Origin of the sequence: Scandinavium lactucae, from assembly GCF_033843265.1 — a bacterium.
Taxonomy (GTDB): domain Bacteria; phylum Pseudomonadota; class Gammaproteobacteria; order Enterobacterales; family Enterobacteriaceae; genus Scandinavium; species Scandinavium lactucae.
Genome location: NZ_JAWXRD010000002.1, coordinates 35323 through 54089, shown reverse-complemented (window position 1 = coordinate 54089; position 18767 = coordinate 35323). Strand labels below are relative to the sequence as shown.

At 56.1% G+C, this 18767-nt stretch carries 17 protein-coding genes; 5 read left to right on the top strand and 12 right to left on the bottom strand.

What is annotated here, in order from left to right; translation table 11 throughout:
• The first annotated feature begins 78 nt into the window (after positions 1-78).
• On the top strand, positions 79-1239 hold the full coding sequence (locus tag SIK69_RS02320; RefSeq protein ID WP_319626919.1) for a pyridoxal phosphate-dependent aminotransferase: 1161 nt from the start codon (positions 79-81) through the stop codon (positions 1237-1239).
• Here the strand turns inward: SIK69_RS02320 and SIK69_RS02315 are convergent, their stop codons facing one another.
• The 3 genes from SIK69_RS02315 to dsbG all read right to left on the bottom strand — a co-directional run bounded on the left by SIK69_RS02315 (position 1240) and on the right by dsbG (position 4040).
• On the bottom strand, positions 1240-1866 hold the full coding sequence (locus SIK69_RS02315) for an IbrB-like domain-containing protein (RefSeq protein ID WP_319626920.1): 627 nt from the start codon (positions 1864-1866) through the stop codon (positions 1240-1242). It lies immediately after the preceding gene.
• Positions 1851-3074, bottom strand: coding sequence for a phosphoadenosine phosphosulfate reductase (locus tag SIK69_RS02310; protein WP_319626921.1), 1224 nt, complete (start codon positions 3072-3074; stop codon positions 1851-1853). The genes SIK69_RS02315 and SIK69_RS02310 overlap by 16 nt, the downstream gene beginning before the upstream one ends.
• 219 nt (positions 3075-3293) lie before the next feature.
• Complete coding sequence (gene dsbG, locus SIK69_RS02305) at positions 3294-4040, bottom strand: thiol:disulfide interchange protein DsbG (protein ID WP_319785307.1); 747 nt, start codon at positions 4038-4040, stop codon at positions 3294-3296.
• 360 nt (positions 4041-4400) lie between these two features.
• On the opposite strand from dsbG, the gene ahpC reads away from it, so the two are divergent.
• Positions 4401-4964 (top strand): alkyl hydroperoxide reductase subunit C, encoded by a 564-nt coding sequence (gene ahpC, locus SIK69_RS02300; protein ID WP_319626923.1) that lies wholly within the window; start codon positions 4401-4403, stop codon positions 4962-4964.
• Between the two features lie 236 nt (positions 4965-5200).
• The gene (gene ahpF, locus SIK69_RS02295) at positions 5201-6766 is read left to right on the top strand and encodes an alkyl hydroperoxide reductase subunit F (protein ID WP_319785306.1); all 1566 of its coding nucleotides are present in this window, start codon (positions 5201-5203) and stop codon (positions 6764-6766) included.
• A 62-nt stretch (positions 6767-6828) separates the two neighbouring features.
• Here the strand turns inward: ahpF and uspG are convergent, their stop codons facing one another.
• The 3 genes from uspG to SIK69_RS02280 all read right to left on the bottom strand — a co-directional run bounded on the left by uspG (position 6829) and on the right by SIK69_RS02280 (position 9351).
• Entirely contained in the window at positions 6829-7257 is a 429-nt protein-coding gene (uspG, locus tag SIK69_RS02290; RefSeq protein ID WP_319626925.1) for a universal stress protein UspG, read from the bottom strand.
• A gap of 172 nt (positions 7258-7429) precedes the next feature.
• Positions 7430-7840: a nucleoside diphosphate kinase regulator gene (gene rnk, locus SIK69_RS02285; protein ID WP_319626926.1), complete on the bottom strand. Its 411-nt coding sequence runs from the start codon at positions 7838-7840 to the stop codon at positions 7430-7432.
• A gap of 134 nt (positions 7841-7974) precedes the next feature.
• Complete coding sequence (locus SIK69_RS02280) at positions 7975-9351, bottom strand: GntP family permease (RefSeq protein WP_319626927.1); 1377 nt, start codon at positions 9349-9351, stop codon at positions 7975-7977.
• 283 nt (positions 9352-9634) lie between these two features.
• Here SIK69_RS02280 and SIK69_RS02275 point away from each other — a divergent pair, with 283 nt between their 5' ends.
• Together SIK69_RS02275 and SIK69_RS02270 are read left to right on the top strand one after the other, a co-directional pair.
• Positions 9635-10465, top strand: a complete 831-nt coding sequence (locus SIK69_RS02275) for an alpha/beta fold hydrolase (protein ID WP_319626928.1) — start codon at positions 9635-9637, stop codon at positions 10463-10465.
• 87 nt (positions 10466-10552) lie between these two features.
• Positions 10553-11407 carry a helix-turn-helix domain-containing protein gene (locus tag SIK69_RS02270; RefSeq protein ID WP_319626929.1) on the top strand — a complete coding sequence of 285 codons (855 nt, stop codon included), beginning with the start codon at positions 10553-10555 and terminating at the stop codon, positions 11405-11407.
• A gap of 2 nt (positions 11408-11409) precedes the next feature.
• Here SIK69_RS02270 and ptsP read toward each other — a convergent pair whose 3' ends face one another.
• The 6 genes from ptsP to rna form a co-directional block, all read right to left on the bottom strand.
• On the bottom strand, positions 11410-13905 hold the full coding sequence (gene ptsP / locus SIK69_RS02265) for a phosphoenolpyruvate--protein phosphotransferase (protein ID WP_319785305.1): 2496 nt from the start codon (positions 13903-13905) through the stop codon (positions 11410-11412).
• A gap of 22 nt (positions 13906-13927) precedes the next feature.
• Complete coding sequence (gene ypdE, locus SIK69_RS02260; RefSeq protein WP_319626931.1) at positions 13928-14968, bottom strand: aminopeptidase; 1041 nt, start codon at positions 14966-14968, stop codon at positions 13928-13930.
• Positions 14968-16053, bottom strand: coding sequence for an aminopeptidase (gene ypdF / locus SIK69_RS02255; RefSeq protein ID WP_319785304.1), 1086 nt, complete (start codon positions 16051-16053; stop codon positions 14968-14970). Before ypdF ends, ypdE begins: the two co-directional genes overlap by 1 nt.
• 13 nt (positions 16054-16066) lie before the next feature.
• A complete protein-coding gene (locus SIK69_RS02250) occupies positions 16067-17317 on the bottom strand; it encodes a PTS fructose transporter subunit IIC (protein ID WP_319785303.1) in 1251 nt (416 codons plus the stop codon).
• Positions 17318-17341: 24 nt separating this feature from the next.
• Positions 17342-17668 (bottom strand): PTS fructose transporter subunit IIB, encoded by a 327-nt coding sequence (locus SIK69_RS02245; RefSeq protein WP_319785302.1) that lies wholly within the window; start codon positions 17666-17668, stop codon positions 17342-17344.
• A gap of 231 nt (positions 17669-17899) precedes the next feature.
• Entirely contained in the window at positions 17900-18706 is an 807-nt protein-coding gene (rna, locus tag SIK69_RS02240) for a ribonuclease I (RefSeq protein WP_319785300.1), read from the bottom strand.
• Positions 18707-18767 lie beyond the last annotated feature (61 nt).

The following is an 18767-nucleotide window of genomic DNA, read 5'->3' as shown; positions in this document are numbered from 1 at the left end:
CTAAGCGTCTTGATTGCCAAATACTAACATCGTGTTATAGTGGCAGCAACAACCGCATTACATTCGGGTAAAACGATCATGAGCAACAACCGTCTGATTCCGCAAAGCAAACTCCCTAATCTTGGCACCACGATCTTTACGCAGATGAGCGCGTTGGCGCAGGAGTTCCAGGCGATTAACCTGTCGCAAGGATTTCCGGATTTTGACGGTCCACGTTATTTACAGCAACGTCTGGCGCATCATGTTGCACAGGGTGCCAATCAGTATGCGCCGATGACCGGTGTCCCGGCATTACGGGAAGCGATCGCCGCGAAAACGGCGGAGCTGTACGGCCACGCGCCGGATGCCAATACCGACATCACCGTGACGGCGGGGGCGACGGAAGCACTGTATGCGGCGATCACTGCCCTGGTGCGCGAAGGTGATGAAGTTATCTGTTTTGACCCGAGCTATGACAGCTATGCGCCCGCGGTGGCGCTTTCGGGCGGCGTGCTGAAGCGTATCGCTCTGCAACCGCCGCATTTTCGCGTCGACTGGCTCGCGTTTGCGCAACTGCTGAGTGCGAAGACCCGGTTGGTGATTCTCAATACGCCGCATAACCCGTCGGCGACAGTGTGGCAGAAAAGTGATTTCGCAGCGCTGTGGCAGGCGATTGCCGGGCACGAAATTTATGTGCTGAGCGATGAAGTGTATGAGCACATCTCTTTCGCCGCCGATGGACATGCCAGCGTTCTGGCACACCCTGAACTACGCGAGCGCGCGGTAGCAGTGTCGTCATTTGGCAAAACTTTCCATATGACCGGATGGAAAGTCGGCTATTGCGTGGCTCCGGCGGAAATCAGCGTCGAACTGCGTAAAGTGCATCAGTATCTGACCTTTGCCGTTAATACCCCGGCGCAGCTTGCGCTGGCGGATATGCTGCGCAACGAGCCGCAGCATTATCGTGAGTTACCGGACTTTTACCGCGCGCGTCGCGACCTGTTTATCGACGCGCTTAGTAGCAGTCGGCTGGAAATCCTGCCCTGCGAAGGTACTTATTTCCTGCTGGCCGACTACAGCGCCATTTCCGATATGGACGATGTCAGTTTCTGCCAGTGGCTGACGAAAGAAGTGGGCGTGGCAGCCATTCCGCTGTCGGTATTCTGCGCCGATCCGTTCCCGCATAAGCTGATTCGTTTATGCTTTGCGAAGCAGGAATCGACGCTGTTAGCCGCCGCTGAAAGGCTGTGCAAACTGTAGTTATTTCACCGTCCAGGCCTGGGAGAATTGACGGTCGCTGAACATATCCAGCAGGCCGTTAATTTGCCGCAGGCGCAGGACTTCATCGCTATCCATCCCTAACTCCACCCCCATTTTCTCATCGGTCCAGCCGAGCTGGCTTAGCTCGCGCACAATCTCTGACATGGCGTTGATTTGATGACGGCCTCTGGCGCGGTTGTGGCGAATAGTTGAGGCCATACGCCCGGATACTTCATCGCTGCCACATTGCAGAACGCTGACCGGCACGTATCCCTTCAGCGTCTTTTTCAAGCTGCTTTTAGATTTCGCCAGAAGATGGCGATGGAACCCGTCGACAATCTCATACTGCTGCTGTTTTTGCTCATGTACCACGATTGGCTGGGTAAACCCATCGCTTTCCAGCGACTTCAATAGCAGCTTTTTCTCTGGCGGCGCGACGTTGTTGGGGTTGTAATCGTTCGGCGCAATCTGGTCGTGTTTGACCCACAGCACGCAGTCGACGGGCTGATCCTTAAAGGGACTCTCGCGATGCAGGGCGAGTCTGAACCTGTTAATAGCTTCAATGCGTTCCGCTTCCGGCAGAGTCGTAAGCCAGGCGCTCATCTGTTCGATCATTTGTTGTTGCATAAAATCCCCCATTCCTGGCGCTTTTTCGCCATCCGTTGGTTGTAGCGCTGATAGTGTTGTGATTTTGTCGGGCTAAACGACAGCATCCGACACCAGTAATCGTTATTTAACAGAACCTTACAGATACGCCGCCACGAGGGAATGTCTTTCGACCCGGTGTCGCTCTCTTGCGTATCAGGGATATCCTCCATACCCTGTTTTTGATACCAGCGGAGATAGACCGCGATTTTATTGCTGTAATGCGTGGCGGTCTGGGGCGGCATGGTTTCCAGCAGAAACAGCGCGTAGGATTTCCAGCTGTAACCGTCGGGTTTCACCAGCTTACGATGCCCGTAGAAGTGATTATCATGCCCGGCATAAATCCCGCCGCAATGTGCGCCACTGACGCGGGCGCACATCGTGGCCCACCGTTCGGGCTCGAGTACGTGATAGAGCCACAACCCCTGGCGCTGTTCCGGGCCAAACGGTTCGCAAATTCGCATGTAGCGCAGCGGGACACCGGCCTGATACATCATGTTATACAGCGGGTTAAAGCCGAGGCCGCTACGCGAAAACCAGGTCCAGATATCCGCCGTTTTCCAGTCGTAAAGCGGGTAGATGTACCAGGTGTGACCGCGTGGGGCCATGCTGGTCCAGGGCATATCATCAGCAAAACGCTGTTTGCGCTGGGAGGCGACGGTCAGGAAACGGGTGTAAGACTCATCCGCGCGGATACCAATGGTCACCGCCGCGGGGCGTTTGTTTGAGAACCATTCGGCAAAATCGCGAACGAATTGCTCAAAAGACATACCCTGCTGATAAAAAGAAAAGAATGCCGGATCGGTAATGGCATCTTCTGGTGGTTGGCGCACCCAGGGCGTGCCGGATTCCCAGCAGCGCCATTCTGGAGTGAACTGGGTAAGGGCATTGGGCGTAGTCAGCGGGAGGGCAACCCAATAAAACGTCTCAATGACATCGGCATATTCGACACGCATTTTTTCACAATGATCGATGGTACTGCTGAATTGTGCTTCCCAGTCGATAAATAATACGCTGAACTTTTTATGGTATTTGCGGGCTAACACTCCGGTTAAATGCAGCATAACGGTGGAATCTTTGCCGCCGGAAAACGAAACGCAAACCCGTTCAAAATTATTGAGTGTCCATGTAATGCGTTCGGTACTCGCTTCCAGAACCGATTGTTCCAGCAGGAGTTTGTAGATCGACATTGTTTTAGCCTTGATTATTCCTTTCAGGGTATAAATAAAAAATATATAAATTACGGATATAAGTAAACTAAATTGTCATATCATAAATATTCATGGTGATTATTTATTAGAGGTCAATATATATAAATTGAATATAACTGATTGGGAATGGCTCGTTAAATCATTGGGTAAAAAAGATTGGGCAAGGCGAATTGAGATGGTCTGCCTTGCCCCTGCGTATTATTTGTCGCCCATCATCGCTTTGAAATTATCGGCGTCGGGCAAACCGACCACTTGCTGCAGCTCATTATCCGCGTTGAGATAATATATTGCCGGTGTTGCATTTGCACCTAATGAATCCATAAGTTTCTGGTTGGTGTTTAATATTTCCATCTGCGCCGGAGGAACAGATGCCGGAACATTTAACGTTAATTTACCGCCCGATTGTTCGTAATCATGCCAGGTTTTCGCTGGATCCTTGCTGGCCAAAATGGCCGCCGCCGTGGCTGGACTCTCCGGTCTGATGACCCCAACCATCAGCGTGCGAAGCTGTACTTTGCCCGACTCAACCCAAGGCCGTGCCTGCTGCCAGAACTGTTTGCAGTACGGGCAGAACGGGTCGGCAAAGACGTAAATCACGCGCGGTGCCGATTTTTTACCGTCGAGGATCCAGTGCGCTTTTTCCATTTGCGACCACAGCTCACGGCCCGCTGGCGCATAGATATCCTTTTGAATCATCTGCTCGCTGACATTCGCCCCTTTTTCATCGTACATATAACCCGAAATGGCATGCTTGCCATCCGGCGTTACGTAAATAGTGACGCCCATATCCTGATATTTGCCGAGATAACCTTTCATTCCGCCCGGCGCATCGAAGGATTTGATGATGGTAATGCCTTGTTTCTCTATCGCTTTTACCGGGGCAGGCAGCTCTTCGGCATTGGCCAGCATCGGTAATAACGTCAAAAGCAGGGTGAGTTTGCGCATGGTAACTCCTTGTAAAATAAGTTTATGGCCGCAGGTGAATGGTTCAGCCTATCACAACCATAGAGAAGACCTGAGGCGTGTGCAATTGCGCTTACAAAACCTGAATGCTCTAATCGGCTCGCTAATACGACCTTTATCAAGGTTTTATAGAGCGCAACGCACAGCCAGCTTGCTGGCACTGAATACCCTCCCAGGGCTTTTTCAGGTAACGGGGCCACCTGAAAAGGTGGCCTTTTTACGTTCAGGTGCTGCCGATAAGTTTGTTAGTCAGCGCTTATTGATTTGATAAAGGAAACGCATTAGCCCGATGAGTGAAAGTTGGTTACCTTAGCTCTCAACGAAAACACGGAGGAAGTACAGATGTCTTTAATTAACACTAAAATCAAACCGTTCAAAAACCAGGCTTTCAAAAACGGCGAATTCGTAGAAGTCACTGAGAAAGACACCGAAGGTCGCTGGAGCGTGTTCTTCTTCTATCCGGCTGACTTTACTTTCGTCTGCCCGACCGAACTGGGTGACGTGGCTGACCATTACGAAGAGTTCCAGAAACTGGGCGTGGATATTTACTCCGTTTCTACCGATACCCACTTCACCCACAAAGCGTGGCACAGCAGTTCCGAAACCATCGCAAAAATCAAATATGCGATGATCGGCGACCCAACTGGCGCTCTGACCCGTAACTTCGAAAACATGCGTGAAGACGAAGGTCTGGCCGACCGCGGCACCTTCATCGTTGACCCACAGGGCATCATCCAGGCTATCGAAGTGACTGCTGAAGGCATTGGCCGTGACGCGTCTGACCTGCTGCGTAAAGTGAAAGCGGCTCAGTACGTGGCTTCCCACCCAGGCGAAGTGTGCCCGGCTAAGTGGAAAGAAGGCGACGCGACGCTGGCTCCATCCCTGGATCTGGTCGGCAAAATCTAAAATTTCCGGTGTCTTTCACGCCACAGATGCGTTGGCGTCACTTGTTCACCCCGGTCACTTACTGTTTGTAAGCTCCCGGGGGTTCACAAGCTAGCCGCCTTTTTGTGACGCGAAATACGTGGAAATTAATTCTTCGAAACGGGTGCCGTTATGCACCCGTTTCAATCCAAACACCATGATGCAAGCTGCCCGCACAAGGCCGCTCGCATGATGATGTTTTAAGAGAGGGAACAACGATGCTCGACACTAACATGAAAACCCAGCTCAAGGCCTACCTTGAGAAACTGACGAAACCTGTTGAGTTGATTGCCACGCTGGACGACAGCGCTAAATCGGCAGAAATCAAGGAACTGCTGGCGGAAATCGCCGAACTTTCACCGCAGGTGAGCTTTAAAGAAGACAACACCCTGGCGGTGCGCAAGCCGTCATTTTTGATTACTAATCCAGGCTCCAACCAGGGACCGCGCTTTGCGGGCTCTCCGCTGGGCCATGAATTTACCTCTCTGGTGCTGGCGCTGCTGTGGACCGGCGGTCATCCGTCGAAAGAAGCGCAGTCGTTGCTGGAGCAAATTCGCGATATCGACGGCGATTTTGAATTCGAAACCTATTACTCGCTCTCCTGCCACAACTGCCCGGACGTAGTGCAGGCGCTGAACCTGATGGCGGTTCTCAATCCGCGCATCAAACATACCGCGATCGACGGCGGCGTGTTCCAGAACGAAATCACCGATCGCAACGTGATGGGCGTTCCGGCGGTCTTTGTTAACGGTCAGGAGTTTGGTCAGGGTCGCATGACGCTGACGGAAATCGTGGCCAAAGTGGACACCGGCGCAGAAAAACGTGCAGCCGAAGAGCTGAATAAACGCGATGTGTATGACGTGCTGATTGTCGGCTCTGGCCCGGCGGGCGCGGCGGCGGCGGTCTATTCCGCACGCAAAGGCATTCGTACTGGCCTGATGGGCGAACGTTTTGGTGGTCAGGTTCTCGATACCGTGGACATCGAAAACTACATCTCGGTTCCTAAAACCGAAGGCCAGAAACTGGCGGGGGCGCTGAAGCAGCACGTTTCCGACTATGACGTTGACGTAATTGATTCCCAGAGTGCCAGCAAGCTGACGCCTGCGGCAGTCGAGGGCGGGCTGCATCAGATTGAAACAGCCTCCGGCGCGGTGCTGAAAGCGCGTAGCGTGATCATTGCCACCGGTGCGAAATGGCGCAATATGAACGTCCCGGGCGAGGATCAGTATCGCACCAAAGGGGTGACCTATTGCCCACACTGTGATGGCCCCCTGTTTAAAGGCAAACGCGTGGCGGTGATTGGCGGCGGTAACTCCGGTGTGGAAGCGGCCATTGACCTGGCGGGTATCGTCGAGCACGTGACCCTGCTGGAATTTGCCCCGGAAATGAAAGCCGACCAGGTCCTGCAGGATAAAGTGCGCAGCCTGAAGAACGTTGACATCATTCTTAACGCGCAGACTACTGAAGTGAAAGGCGACGGCAGCAAAGTGACCGGACTTGAGTATCGCGACCGCGTCAGCGGGGATGCACACCACGTGGCCCTGTCCGGCATTTTCGTCCAGATTGGTCTGCTGCCGAACACCACCTGGCTGGAAGGCGCGATTGAGCGCAACCGCATGGGCGAAATCATCATTGATGCCAAATGCGAAACCAGCATGAAGGGTGTGTTTGCGGCGGGCGACTGCACCACCGTGCCGTACAAACAAATTATTATCGCAACCGGCGAAGGCGCTAAAGCTTCCCTGAGTTCGTTTGATTACCTGATTCGCACCAAGACTGCATAATACAAAAAAGTAAGACGACACCTGCAATGTGAAGAGGCTACCTTTCGGTAGCCTCTTTTTTTTTAGCGAACCACCAGCACCGGCACATGCGCGTGACGGATAACGCTCGAGGCATTGGAGCCGAGCAGGTGCGTGGCAATTGACGGATTGCGCGAGCCAATCACTACCACGTCTGCGTTCAACTCTTCGGCAAGCTCATTCACCGCGTCGCGCACGCTGCCCATCACGACATGGATTTTGATTCGGGAAGGGTCGAGAGTGAAATGCTCAACCATGGTTTTCAGGCGCGCTTCCGCTTCACTGTACAGATGTTCTTCAAAGCGGCGCAGGTCGGCTGCAAAACGGGTCATGGTCAGGCTGGCAGAGCCTGGCAGGACGTGCAAAAGGTGGATGATGCCATTCTGTTGGGCGAGAAACTCCGCATGACGTACGGCCTTGTCGCTTAGCGCCATTTCAAAGACATCAACCGGCATAATAATGGTGTTGTACATATTTTTTCCCTCCTTCTTTGTATGGTTTTATATAACCATTTTCGGCGAGAAATTTGTGTCATTCACGTCGCAAATATCATCTTCGGGCGGTGAGGGAGGGTAAAGTTTTGTGGGCAGGCAAACGGAAAGAGGATGTGGGGGACATCCTCTGAACAAGACGTGTCAGACGCGTTTAGCGGTGAAATTCACCCGCAGCTTCAGGCTGGTACAGCAGTTCAAGCACTTCTAAATGCGCTTCGGTGCCGTTCGGCAGCTTCCAGTGAATGGTGTCCCCGACGCGAAGGCCAAGCAGAGCAGCACCGACCGGAGCCAGCACCGAAAGCTGGGTCGCGCTATCGGTCATTTTTGCCGGGAACACCAGGGTGCGCACGCGCTCTTCGTCGGTACTCAAATCGCGGAAACGGACCTGGCTGTTCATGCTGACAACGTTGTGCGGCATCTCCTGTGGGGAGCACATCTGCGCCCGATCCAGTTCGTCATTCAGCGCAGCGGCAACCGGTGAGGTGGCCCACTCTGGCTGTTCCAGCAGGCGGTCAATGCGTTCGGCATCGAACTCATTAATGATGATGGCGGGTCTGGTCATTGTTGACTCCGTGTTTTCCAGGTTGAAATCCAGTTGCTTGTTTCCAAAAGAAAACCCTCGTCGTACAGGACGAGGGTTTAGGGTCTGACCATCATACTGACTGTGGTCGGATCTTTGAAGTGATTCAGCTCACATTAGAAGATTAGGCTGCCAATCAGCGCGAACAGGAAGGCCAGGCCGCCGAGCAGTGTTTCCATCACCGTCCAGGTTTTCAGGGTGGTCTTCTCATCCATTTCGAGGAAGCGACCTACCAGCCAGAAACCAGAGTCGTTAACGTGGGACAGCACCGTAGCGCCACCGGCGATAGCGATCACGATAAAGCACAGGTCAAGCTGGCTGATACCGGTGGTGGCCTGCACCATCGGCGCGACCAGCGCGGCGGTGGTCGTCAGGGCCACGGTCGCGGAACCTTGCGCCACGCGCAGCGCCGTGGAAATCACGAAGGCGGCGACAATAACCGGCATCCCGGTGTCTGACAGCACGCCTGCCAGGGCATCACCAATACCGCTGGCACGCAGAACACCGCCGAACATACCACCTGCGCCAGTCACCAGAATGATGCCGCAGATCGGACCTAATGCGCCGTCGCAGATTTTTTCCAGATGCTTAAGGCTGTGCTGACGGCTGAAAACGGCCAGCGCAAAGAACACGGTGATCAGCAGCGCTACCGGGGTTTTGCCGAGCATACGCAGGAAATTCACCACTACGTCATCTTTCGCCACCCAGCCCAGCACTACCGCGGTATTGAGTCCCGTTTCGAGGAAAATCAGTACCAGCGGCATCAGCAGAATGGTCAGCACCATACCGAATGACGGCGGCTTGTGGTTGGCATCGGCTTCAACGGTGCCAAGGAAAGAGGAAGGCAGTTTGATGTCGAATTTCTTGCCCGCATATTGGCCGTACAGGTACGCGCCGAGATACCAGGTTGGCAGGGCGATAATCAGGCCGACAATCACCAGCAGACCGATGTTGGCCCCGAGCAGTTCAGCCGCCGCAACCGGGCCCGGATGGGGCGGAACCAGCGCATGCATGACCGCAAAGGCACCTGCCGCCGGGAAGGCGTATTTCAGCGTCGAGCCGCCAAACTGCTTCGCGACGCTAAAGATAATCGGCAGCATCACCACCAGACCGGCGTCGAAGAAAATCGGGAAGCCGAACAGCAGGGAGGCGACACCGAGTGCAAACGGCGCGCGATGTGCGCCAAATTTACCAATCAGCGTATCGGCCAGCACTTTTGCGCCACCGGAAACTTCCAGCAGGCGGCCAATCATTGCCCCCAGACCGACCAGCAGCGCCACGCCCGCCAGCGTACCGCCAAAACCCGTGAGCAAGGTCGGAACCACTTTATCGAAAGGTACTTTTGTCAGCAGCGCCACCACGATGCTGACCAGGGTTAAGGCTAAAAAGGCATGCACTTTGAAGCGCATGATCAAGACCAGCAGCAGGGCGACGGCCCCTGCAGCGATGCCGAGCAGCGTACCGGCTCCCAATGCGTTCGTAACTTCTGTCATCTTAATATCCTCTGTAGGGTGACAGCTAATGGGTAGTGATAGCCTGGCTAAATCCCTGCATTTATCACTGATACCGGTAACATGATACTGGTAACATAGCGGGGGTTGTAAATACGCTCCGGGACGTTTATTAACACTTTGCGACGGCCGTCAAATATCCTGAATATTTATCGATTCGAATAAAATATGTTCGATAAACGTGATGGATTTCAAATCTGGCATATCCTTGATAAGCACCGCTGCGCCTTCCGGCGTCAGCATTTTTCAAGAAACAGGAGATTCCATGAGCGGTTACGACAAATTGACCCTAAAAGATGGCAGCACGCTCTATTTCAAAGACTGGGGCAGCGGACAGCCAATTGTGTTCAGCCACGGCTGGCCATTGACGGCTGATGCGTTTGAAGACCAGATGCTGTTTCTCGGCTCGAAGGGATATCGGGTGATTGCTCATGACCGACGCGGCCATGGCCGTTCGTCCCAGACCTGGGACGGCAATAATATGGATCAATATGCGGACGATCTCGCCGAGCTGACGGCACATCTGGATTTGAAAGATGCGGTACATGTCGGGCACTCCACCGGCGGGGGCGAAGTGGCGCGGTATATTGGCCGCCACGGCACCAGCCGGGTGGCAAAGGCGGTGTTGATTAGCGCGGTGACGCCAATCATGGTGAAAACCGATTTTAATCCGAACGGCGTGCCGATCGAGGTGTTTGACAGCATCCGCGAGGGCGTGGTGAAAGACCGTGGGGCATTCTTCCACGAGCTGACGATGGCGTTTTACGGCTACAACCGCGCAGGGGCAAACATCTCGGAAGTGGTTCGCGCTGGTTTCGTTGCACAGGGCTTACAGGGCTCAATCAAATCGCTTTATGACTGTATTAAGGCGTTTTCGGAAACGGACCTGCGGGAGGATTTAGCGCGAATGACCATCCCGACGTTAGTCATTCATGGCGACGATGATCAGATTGTCCCGTTCGAGACCTGCGGCAAAGTGGCCGCTGAGGTTCTGCCGCACAGCGAGCTGAAGGTGTATCCGGGCGGCTCTCACGGGATTTGCACCACCCACAAACAGCAGATCAACGAAGATCTGCTGGCATTCCTCAAAGCGTAACTGCGATGCCCGGTACGTGATGTGCCGGGCGTACACTTCCCCCTCTAACAGGCTACACTGACGGTTTTCTCCGTTCAGGGCCTGACGATGCCGATCACTCAACTTCCTGCCGATCAGCGTTTTTTTGCCGACCTGCTCAGCGGGTTGGTGCTCAATCCCCAGCAGCTTGGTCGCGTGTGGTTTGCCAGCGCGCCGAAAACCCCGCCAGCGGGTAGCCTGTGTCTGGATTTGCCGCGCCTTGAAGTGGTATTACGCGGTGAATATGGCAATAAGCTGGAGCAGGCGCAGTGGACGTTGACCCAGGGCGAGATGCTATTTATTCCACCGCGGGCCGCCAATTTGCCCCTGTTCACCCGGTCGGCGATGGTGCTGAGCATGGTTTTTGCCCCCGCGTGGACCGGGATGGCGTTTTATGACTGCCGGAGCGGCGGCACGCCAGGCCCGCTGCGCAAGATTGAAATCGCCCATCAGCAGCGCGGAGAAGGGGAGGCAATGCTCACCGCCTTGACGCTGCTCAGCCGTTCTCCGCAGGATCAGCAGATCATTCAGCCGCTGATGCTCAGCTTTCTGCATCTGTGCCGCAAAAGCGTAACGACCCGCGCGGATGCTACCCCGACCCGGCCGCAGTTTCTCTATCAAAGCATGTGCAACTGGATCCAGGATAACTATGCGCAACCGCTGACCCGCGAAGACGTGGCGGGATTTTTCAATATCACGCCGAACCATCTGTCGCGGCTGTTCAGCCAGCAGGGCACGATGAGTTTTGTCGAGTATTTACGCTGGGTGAGGATGGCGAAGGCGCGGATGATTTTACAGAAGTCACCGCTGTCGATTGGCGATGTGGCGCTGCGCTGTGGCTTTCCCGATGGTGATTACTTTAGCCGGGTGTTCCGGCGTCAGTTTGGCCTGACGCCGGGGGAGTATCGGGCACGTTTTCAGTAAGGTTACAGGCTCAGCTCAGCATTGAGCAGTTGGTGCAGCGCTTCGGGATCGGTGGCTGCCAGCAGCGACTGGCGGAAGGTTTTGTTCACCAGCTTGCGCGCCAACTGGGAGAAGACCTTCACATGGTTAATCCCTTCGTGTTCGCCGAGGGTGAGCATGATGACCAGCTCCACGTCGCCCATTTCCGATTCCCAGTCTATCTGCGCGGGTAGCCGCGCCAGGCTGATACTTGAGTGGTGGATCCACGCCGATTTAGTGTGCGGGATTGCCACCCCAAAGCCCACCCCGGTGGTGACGATTTCTTCCCGCTGCCAGATATCTTCTTCCAGTTCGAGCGGATGCGCGGTGCGCCCGTTCACCGCCAGGTTGCCGCACAGCAGTTGAATAACCTGCTCTTTGCGATACGGCTTATCGACGAACAGAATGTTCTCCACCGCCAGCAGCGGGCGTGCGTCCTCTTCGGGGGTAAAGGTGCGCAGCAGGGTTTCTATCTCTTCCGGGCTGCGGCAGTCGCAGGCTTTGTCGGCCAGCGCCCGACAGGCACGACTGTCGAGCTGGCGCAGCTGGCTTTTCACCGCCGGAATGCGCGGCCCGCTCATACTTAGTTCGTCCAGTTCCAGGCCGAGCAGCAGCGGCAGATAACGCGTTTCGCCACCCAGCTCACCGCAGATCCCCACCCATTTCCCATGCCGATGGGCAACGGTGACAATTTGGCGCAGCATGCGTAAAAAGGATGGGGTGACCGGATTGTACAGCGGCGACACGCGCGGGTTATTGCGATCGACGGCGTATAAATACTGGGTCATGTCATTGGAGCCGACGCTGAAGAAATCCACTTCGTCGCAGAAGTGATCAATGATGTAGCACACAGACGGGACTTCCACCATGATGCCCAGCGGCAGGGACGCAGCAAAGCGCGCACCTTCCGCCTGCAGTTCGGCTTTGACCTGCTGCAGTTCGTTCTTCACCCACAGGATCTGGTCGAGGCTGTGGACCATCGGGATCATCAGCCGGGCCTGACCCACCGCGCCTGCACGCAAAATCGCTCTAAGCTGCGTGCGGAACAACCCGGCAAATTCCGGGTAAATGCGCACCGCGCGATAGCCGAGGAACGGATTTTCTTCCTGCGGAATATTCAGGTAGCTCAGCGGTTTATCGCCGCCGATATCCATGGTACGGAAAATAACCGGTTTATCCCCTGCCGCCAGCAGCGCCTGTTGGTAGGTTTCAAACTGCTCCTGTTCATCGGGCGGTGCGCTCCGGTCCATATACAGCATTTCACTGCGGAACAGACCGATGCCTTCCGCACCGTGGCTGAACGCGGCGGGGGCTTCGAGCGCGCTGCCGATATTCGCCGCCACTTCCAGCCGCTGCCCGTCACGTGAGAATGCAGTCTGGGCCGCATCGCGGGTCTGACAGGCGATGCGCTGATCGGCCAGTTCGCGGGCCAGTGCATAGTAACCGCGGACCGCTTCATTCGGCTCCAGCACCAGCACGCCGCACTGTCCGTCGAGGATTGCCGGTGTGTGTTCCAGTGCGCTGAGGTCGGCCACGCTCAACCCGTTCAGCACCGGCACCGAGGCGGCGCGGGCGAGGATCAGCGTGTGCGACGTGGGGCCGGTTTTCTCCAGTATCATGCCTTTCAGCTGGCTCAGGTCGAGGCTTAAGAACTGGCTCGGGGTGAGATCGTCGGCGACCAGAATCGACGGCCGACTCAGGCGCAGCACTTCCTGATTGCGATACTGCGGCCAGACGATGTGCAGCAGGCGCTCGCTAATATCGCGAATATCGCTGGCGCGTTCGCGCAGATAATCGCTGCTGGAAGCCCGCAGTTTTTCGCAGATGGCTTCCATATTGTCGACGATTGCCGCCGCCAGACCCTGTTTTTCATCACGCATGATGCGGCGAATATTGCTGGCAAACTCGTCATCCTGGATCAGTGACAGATGCGCGCTGAGAATGGTTTTGCTCTCGCCGCCGAGCAGCCGCAGCTGCTGATTGAGATTGTCGGCCAGCTCTGCCAGACCGTACTCCAGACGGGTCATGTCTTCGGGGCTGGCAGGGAGGGTGCGATAGCGGTCCAGGCTGTCGCTGCGCCACAGGGTAATGCCCCCGCAGCCGATGCCGGTCGCCAGAATATTGCCTGTCAGCAGATGCGGATGCAGCCGTGAGAGCGAGCGGGGCAGGGGATGGGCGGTCGGCGACGCCGCCGCAGGCAGCTCGCTGTCGCTGTCGATAAAGTGATGCTGGAGATAGCTTTCCAGCGCCCGCCGCGCCGCTTCGGCATCGTTACCGCTGATTTGGAGCGAACAACTGTCGTTAAACAGCGTGCCGGTACTCACCAGCGCCAGCGAGCTTTTGGCATCAGCGTGGGTATTCAGGCGGTGGTTGATAAAGCGGATATCGCTTTGCCACGCGCTGCATTGCTCTTTCAGCGCCCAGGCAGGGCGCGCGTGTAGGCCATTGGGCAGCGGGCACAGAAAATCAAGCGTCAGCATAACGGTTCCTGTAAGCACAAAATCAGCATCTGAAATCCGTCAGATGAGAAACGGTTTTGGCATTCATGTCATGAAGCAGGGCCACCAGCAGCTGGTGGGTGAGACTGATATCGCCTGCGTCGGCAATCGAGGCCGCGCAGTGTCCATGCCGGGTCGGTGGGCCGAGGACCACGGTCGGGATCCCGGTGCCGCTCAGGTGTACCGCCCCGCCGTCGGTGCCGCCGTTGCTGAACATGTCCCGTTGCAGGGAAATGGCGTGGCGAGCGGCGGTATCTTCCACCCAGGCGGTCAGGCGTGGTGGGGCGATCAGCGTTTTGTCATACATCACCAGCATCGGGCCTTCGCCAATCTGACGATGGTTGTCACAGCCGTAATCAAAATTTTTGCCCCAGCAGGCGGTGTCCAGCACCAGCGCCAGATCCGGGTTAAGCTTGCGGGTAGCGGTTTGCCCCCCGCGCAGCCCAACCTCTTCGCTGGAGCTGGCTACCAGCCAGACTTCGGCGTTGAGTGGGGTTTGATGCAGTTCGCGCAAAAGGCTGATGAGCAGATAACAACCGAGCCTGTCGTCGAAGGCTTTGCCCATCAGCCGATGATGGGGCAGTTCGCAAAACGGGGTGGCGAACGTTACGCGATCGCCCGGTTCCACCCCGACTTCGGCGACTTCATCGGCGCTGCAGGCCCCGATATCGACCCGCAGTTTTGCCACTTCATTGCCCTGCCGCTCGCCGTCGAGCAGGCCGTTAATTTTGACGCCGTGGCGGGTGGTTATCCGCACAGGCTGTAGCTCGCGGGCGGTCATCCGCACGTTGCCAATCGGGATAACGTCGATGGCACCTTCGCGCGAAATGCTGCGTACCATAAAGCCCACTTCATCCATATGTGCGCAAACCATCACCTTCGGGCCTGTACTTTCATTCAGGCGAATAAGCACCGAACCGAGGCCGTCAAACTGCACCTCTTTGCCCAGGGCGTCGGCTTCACGCAGCAGAATTTCCCGCACTTCCTGTTCGGAGGCTGCGATGGCATCGGCTTCGCTGAGCGCTTTCAGTAACGCAATATCCATCACGCCTCCCCCGTCATCAGCAGCGTTTTCGGGGTCTGGTATAGCACCTCGGCACCGCTGTCGGTCACCAGCACCACATCCTCGATGCGTACGCCGCCTTCACCCTCAAGATAAATGCCCGGCTCCACCGTCAGCAGCATGCCGGGGCGTAACAGGGTGGTGTCGGTCGGGGAGAAGCGCGGGTTTTCATGTACATCGATGCCGATAGCGTGTCCGGTGTTATGCCCAAAGTTCGGCCCGTAACCGGCACGGCTGATATGCTCTCTGGCGGCGGCATCAACCGTTTGACAGGCCATGCCCGGCCGCACGGCAGCAATGGCCGCCAGTTGTGCCTCCAGCACGGTCTGATACACCGCATACAGCGGCGACATTTCAGGATGGGCAAAACGTCCCGCGACCAAGAAGGTGCGGGTCATATCAGAACAATATCCCTGGTATTGGGCACCAAAATCGAGCGTCACCAGTTCGCCTGCGATGATGACTTTTTCCGACGCTTTGCCGTGAGGCAGCGCGCCGCGAGGGCCACTGGCGACAATCGTATCGAACGAGGGTTTCTCTGCCCCCTGTTGTTTCATGAACCACTCCAGCTCGGCGGCGACTTCACGTTCCCGCATTCCGGGCTGGATAAAACGGCGGATATGGTCGGCGGTGGCGTCGGCAATGCGACAGGCTTCACGAATAAGCCGGATTTCGTCAGCGGTTTTCACCTGGCGCAACGCGTCGAGCGACACGCTGACCAGCGACGGATGCAGCGCCTTCTGCCAATCGCAGCCGGTTTGCCAGCTCACGTGCTCACCTTCAAAGCCGAGGCGTTGCAGGCCTTCTTCCTGCGCAATCTGATTCACGATGCCGGGCATGTCGCGTCCTGCTTCCAGCCGATGCAGTTGATATCCGTGGGTACGGGCCGCCACATCACTGTAATAACGGAAATCTACCAGAATATGGGCGTGCTGCCGGGTGATCAGCACGTAGCCCGAACTGCTGGAGAAACCCAGATGCGGGAGCTTGTTTGGCTTAGATGAGATAAGCATCGCGTCTATTCGCTGGTGCGTCATCCACTCACGTATTGCCGTCAGCACTGCCATAGCCGTATTCCTCTTACAGGGTGTCGATTGCCAGCTTGCCGCGTTTATGCAGGCCGTTGCGGATAAGCACCACCAGCAGCGCGGTGATCAGCGCCCCGACGGCAATACTCAGCATGTAGGCCCCCAGATTGGTCACCAGTGGCCAGGCCCAGATAGCGGATTCCGGGAACCACTGCACGGCTCCCAGCGCGGTGGCGGTCATCGCCCCGGCAATGGCACCCGTCATGTAGGCAGGCAGGGTCGCTATCGGATTTTCCAGCAGGAACGGGATAGCCCCTTCGCTGATGCCCATAAAGGCGAGGAACATCGCGGTTTTGCCCTGCGGATAGAGCTGCGGGCTGAACAGGCGTTTGCCGGTCAGACGATGGTCAATCAGCGTCGCCAGCCCCAGGCCAATCGGCGGAATAACAATCGCCACCGCGCGAGGGGTGATAGCCAGCACATGGTCGGTGGTAAAGCCCAGTGCCACAAAACCCGCCGCTTTATTGATAGGCCCGCCGAGGTCAATCGCCGTCGCTGCGGCCATGCCTATCGCATACATCATTGACCCGGCCTGGCCTGCCGCCAGCAGCAGCGTGCGCATCCCGGCGTTCAGCCAGCCGCCTATCGGGGTGATGACGTAATACATCGCCAGCATGACAAACAGGGCAGAGAGAATTGGGATCAGGAAGGTGCTTTTGAACGCCAGCAGATACTGAGGCATCGCGATTTTAGCGTTCAGCCATTTCACCAGATACCCGGCAGCAATGGCGATAATCAGCGCCCCGATGAAGGTGGAGGGCACCGGTTTAGTTGCCAGCCAGCTCAGTTTCTCCGGGTCAAAGTTCAACACCAACGTGGGCTGCGTGGCGACCAGACCACCGATAAAGCCCGCCGGGAAAGCCAGTTTGCCACCGATGGAGTTGGCGACGAAGGCCGAGAACATCGGGATGGCAAAGCTGAACAGCAGCCCGCCAAAGGATTCGGTCAGATAGCCGAACTTAAGTACCGACAGATTAAAACCGGTGAATTTGCCCGAGTTCAGCGCATCCATGATCCCCATATCCGGCGGGATCTCCAGCCAGACATAGGCAATCAGCTGTGAAATGGCGAGGATCACCCCGCCCATGATAAGGGTTGGCACCATGCGGGAAATCCCCGACATGATGTGCTGTGGCAGTTCTTTCCAGAAGGCGGAACCTGATTCTACAGGCGCGGTGTTCAGCGCAATGGCCTCGCCATCTGGCGAAGCGGGACGAATGGCGCTACGTTTTTTTATTGCCATTTCACACACCCTTGCGGTTGAGGATTACGGTTGTTCGGCAGCGATCAGTTCTTCAATCTCTTTCAGGGTGCCTGCCGCATTTTTAATGGCGTCCTGAAGGGTGATTTCATACACGTCGCGGGTTTCAAAGCGTTCGTTATCTTCTGGTGTGATGGCGATGGCGTGGATGATGATATCGGCGCTGGCAATATCCTGCGCGGTCAGTCGGTTCTGGATACCATCGGCCCCCTGGGTTTCAATTTTGACCTCGTAACCGGCTTCGGTGGCGGCATCTTCCAGCGCCTGCGCAGCCATAAAGGTGTGAGCCAGCCCCATTGGACAGGCACACAGTGCAATCAATTTTTTCGCCATGATGAACTCCTTGAGTGAACGTCGGGGTTGATTATGCTCAGAGCTTTCTGGCTTCCGTTACCGGATAAAAAATGCATTTACTGGACTTTTGATGCACTGATAAGGAAGTGTGATGCGCATCCGTTTATAAGAAAAACGCATGGCGCGTTGCAAAGAAGGGCGGGAGGACAACAAGGGGAAAAGGCTGAGGGTGATTCAGGCCGGGGCCACGTGGGTGGCCCGGCGGTGAATTTAGTTTCCGGCTTTATCGATAACGAACTGCGACCCACAGTTACCCGGGTGCGGCTGCGGCAGGAGTGAGCCTTCCGCCAGCGGGGCATTAATGGCGTTGGCTTTAATTGCAATCTGCATTTCGGTCAGATAGGCGGGGTTACCGTTACAGGTTAACTTGAACGCTTTTACGCCTTGTTTGCCGTAGCTTTTGGCGACCACGTCGTTAAAGGCGCTGCGGCTGACGGTTTTGCCGTAGTTTTCGGCCAGGAAGGTGCCTAACGCACTCTGTTTGATTTCACCGTTGAGGCGCACCATGGTGCCGAAATAGGCGTCTGGATCGAAACCAAAGCACACCCCGTGCTTGGCATATTCATAACGTTCCAGGCATGACTTGCCGCCGCTGCCAGGCATTACGTTGTTGAGCTTATTGGCCATTTCCAGCGACAGCCCGGTTTCGGCGGCCGCGCATTTCTGGCTGCCGCGCACTTCAGGCATATTAGGGATGGGGCGTGTTGCGCAGCCGAAGCGCATCCAGCGGCGGTTATCCACGCCGCGTGCGGCGATAGATTTTGGCAGGCTGGGCCACAGGCCGTGAACCGTCAGATAGCTGGTTTTGTCCTGCACCTCTTTCTGCAACCGGCACTCGTCAGGTTCGTTCCGATTACGTTCCTGCATACTCTGGCAAAAGCCGGTTTGCCATGAGAGCGCCAGCACATAGCTGTCGAAATCGCCGTATTGGCTCGCGTTGAGTGGGTCGGCGTATGCGAGAGGGGTGCCCAGCATCCACGCGGCGGCGCAGACGGCGGCTATATCCTTCCTGAACATGGTTTTTCCTGATTTCGGGATGAAAGATTTCAGAAACATTAAAGCACAAAAAAGGCGCTTT

Excerpts from the sequence above, each read along its gene's own strand:
- ahpC (WP_319626923.1), top strand. The coding sequence starts at position 4,401 with ATGTCTTTAATTAACACTAAAATCAAACCGTTCAAAAACCAGGCTTTC.
- uspG (WP_319626925.1), bottom strand. The coding sequence starts at position 7,257 with ATGTACAACACCATTATTATGCCGGTTGATGTCTTTGAAATGGCGCTA.
- SIK69_RS02275 (WP_319626928.1), top strand. The coding sequence starts at position 9,635 with ATGAGCGGTTACGACAAATTGACCCTAAAAGATGGCAGCACGCTCTAT.
- ypdF (WP_319785304.1), bottom strand. The coding sequence starts at position 16,053 with ATGGCAGTGCTGACGGCAATACGTGAGTGGATGACGCACCAGCGAATA.
- dsbG (WP_319785307.1), bottom strand. The coding sequence starts at position 4,040 with ATGCGCAAACTCACCCTGCTTTTGACGTTATTACCGATGCTGGCCAAT.
- SIK69_RS02270 (WP_319626929.1), top strand. The coding sequence starts at position 10,553 with ATGCCGATCACTCAACTTCCTGCCGATCAGCGTTTTTTTGCCGACCTG.
- ptsP (WP_319785305.1), bottom strand. The coding sequence starts at position 13,905 with ATGCTGACGCTTGATTTTCTGTGCCCGCTGCCCAATGGCCTACACGCG.
- ahpF (WP_319785306.1), top strand. The coding sequence starts at position 5,201 with ATGCTCGACACTAACATGAAAACCCAGCTCAAGGCCTACCTTGAGAAA.
- rna (WP_319785300.1), bottom strand. The coding sequence starts at position 18,706 with ATGTTCAGGAAGGATATAGCCGCCGTCTGCGCCGCCGCGTGGATGCTG.
- SIK69_RS02315 (WP_319626920.1), bottom strand. The coding sequence starts at position 1,866 with ATGCAACAACAAATGATCGAACAGATGAGCGCCTGGCTTACGACTCTG.
- SIK69_RS02245 (WP_319785302.1), bottom strand. The coding sequence starts at position 17,668 with ATGGCGAAAAAATTGATTGCACTGTGTGCCTGTCCAATGGGGCTGGCT.
- SIK69_RS02310 (WP_319626921.1), bottom strand. The coding sequence starts at position 3,074 with ATGTCGATCTACAAACTCCTGCTGGAACAATCGGTTCTGGAAGCGAGT.
- SIK69_RS02280 (WP_319626927.1), bottom strand. The coding sequence starts at position 9,351 with ATGACAGAAGTTACGAACGCATTGGGAGCCGGTACGCTGCTCGGCATC.
- SIK69_RS02250 (WP_319785303.1), bottom strand. The coding sequence starts at position 17,317 with ATGGCAATAAAAAAACGTAGCGCCATTCGTCCCGCTTCGCCAGATGGC.
- ypdE (WP_319626931.1), bottom strand. The coding sequence starts at position 14,968 with ATGGATATTGCGTTACTGAAAGCGCTCAGCGAAGCCGATGCCATCGCA.
- rnk (WP_319626926.1), bottom strand. The coding sequence starts at position 7,840 with ATGACCAGACCCGCCATCATCATTAATGAGTTCGATGCCGAACGCATT.
- SIK69_RS02320 (WP_319626919.1), top strand. The coding sequence starts at position 79 with ATGAGCAACAACCGTCTGATTCCGCAAAGCAAACTCCCTAATCTTGGC.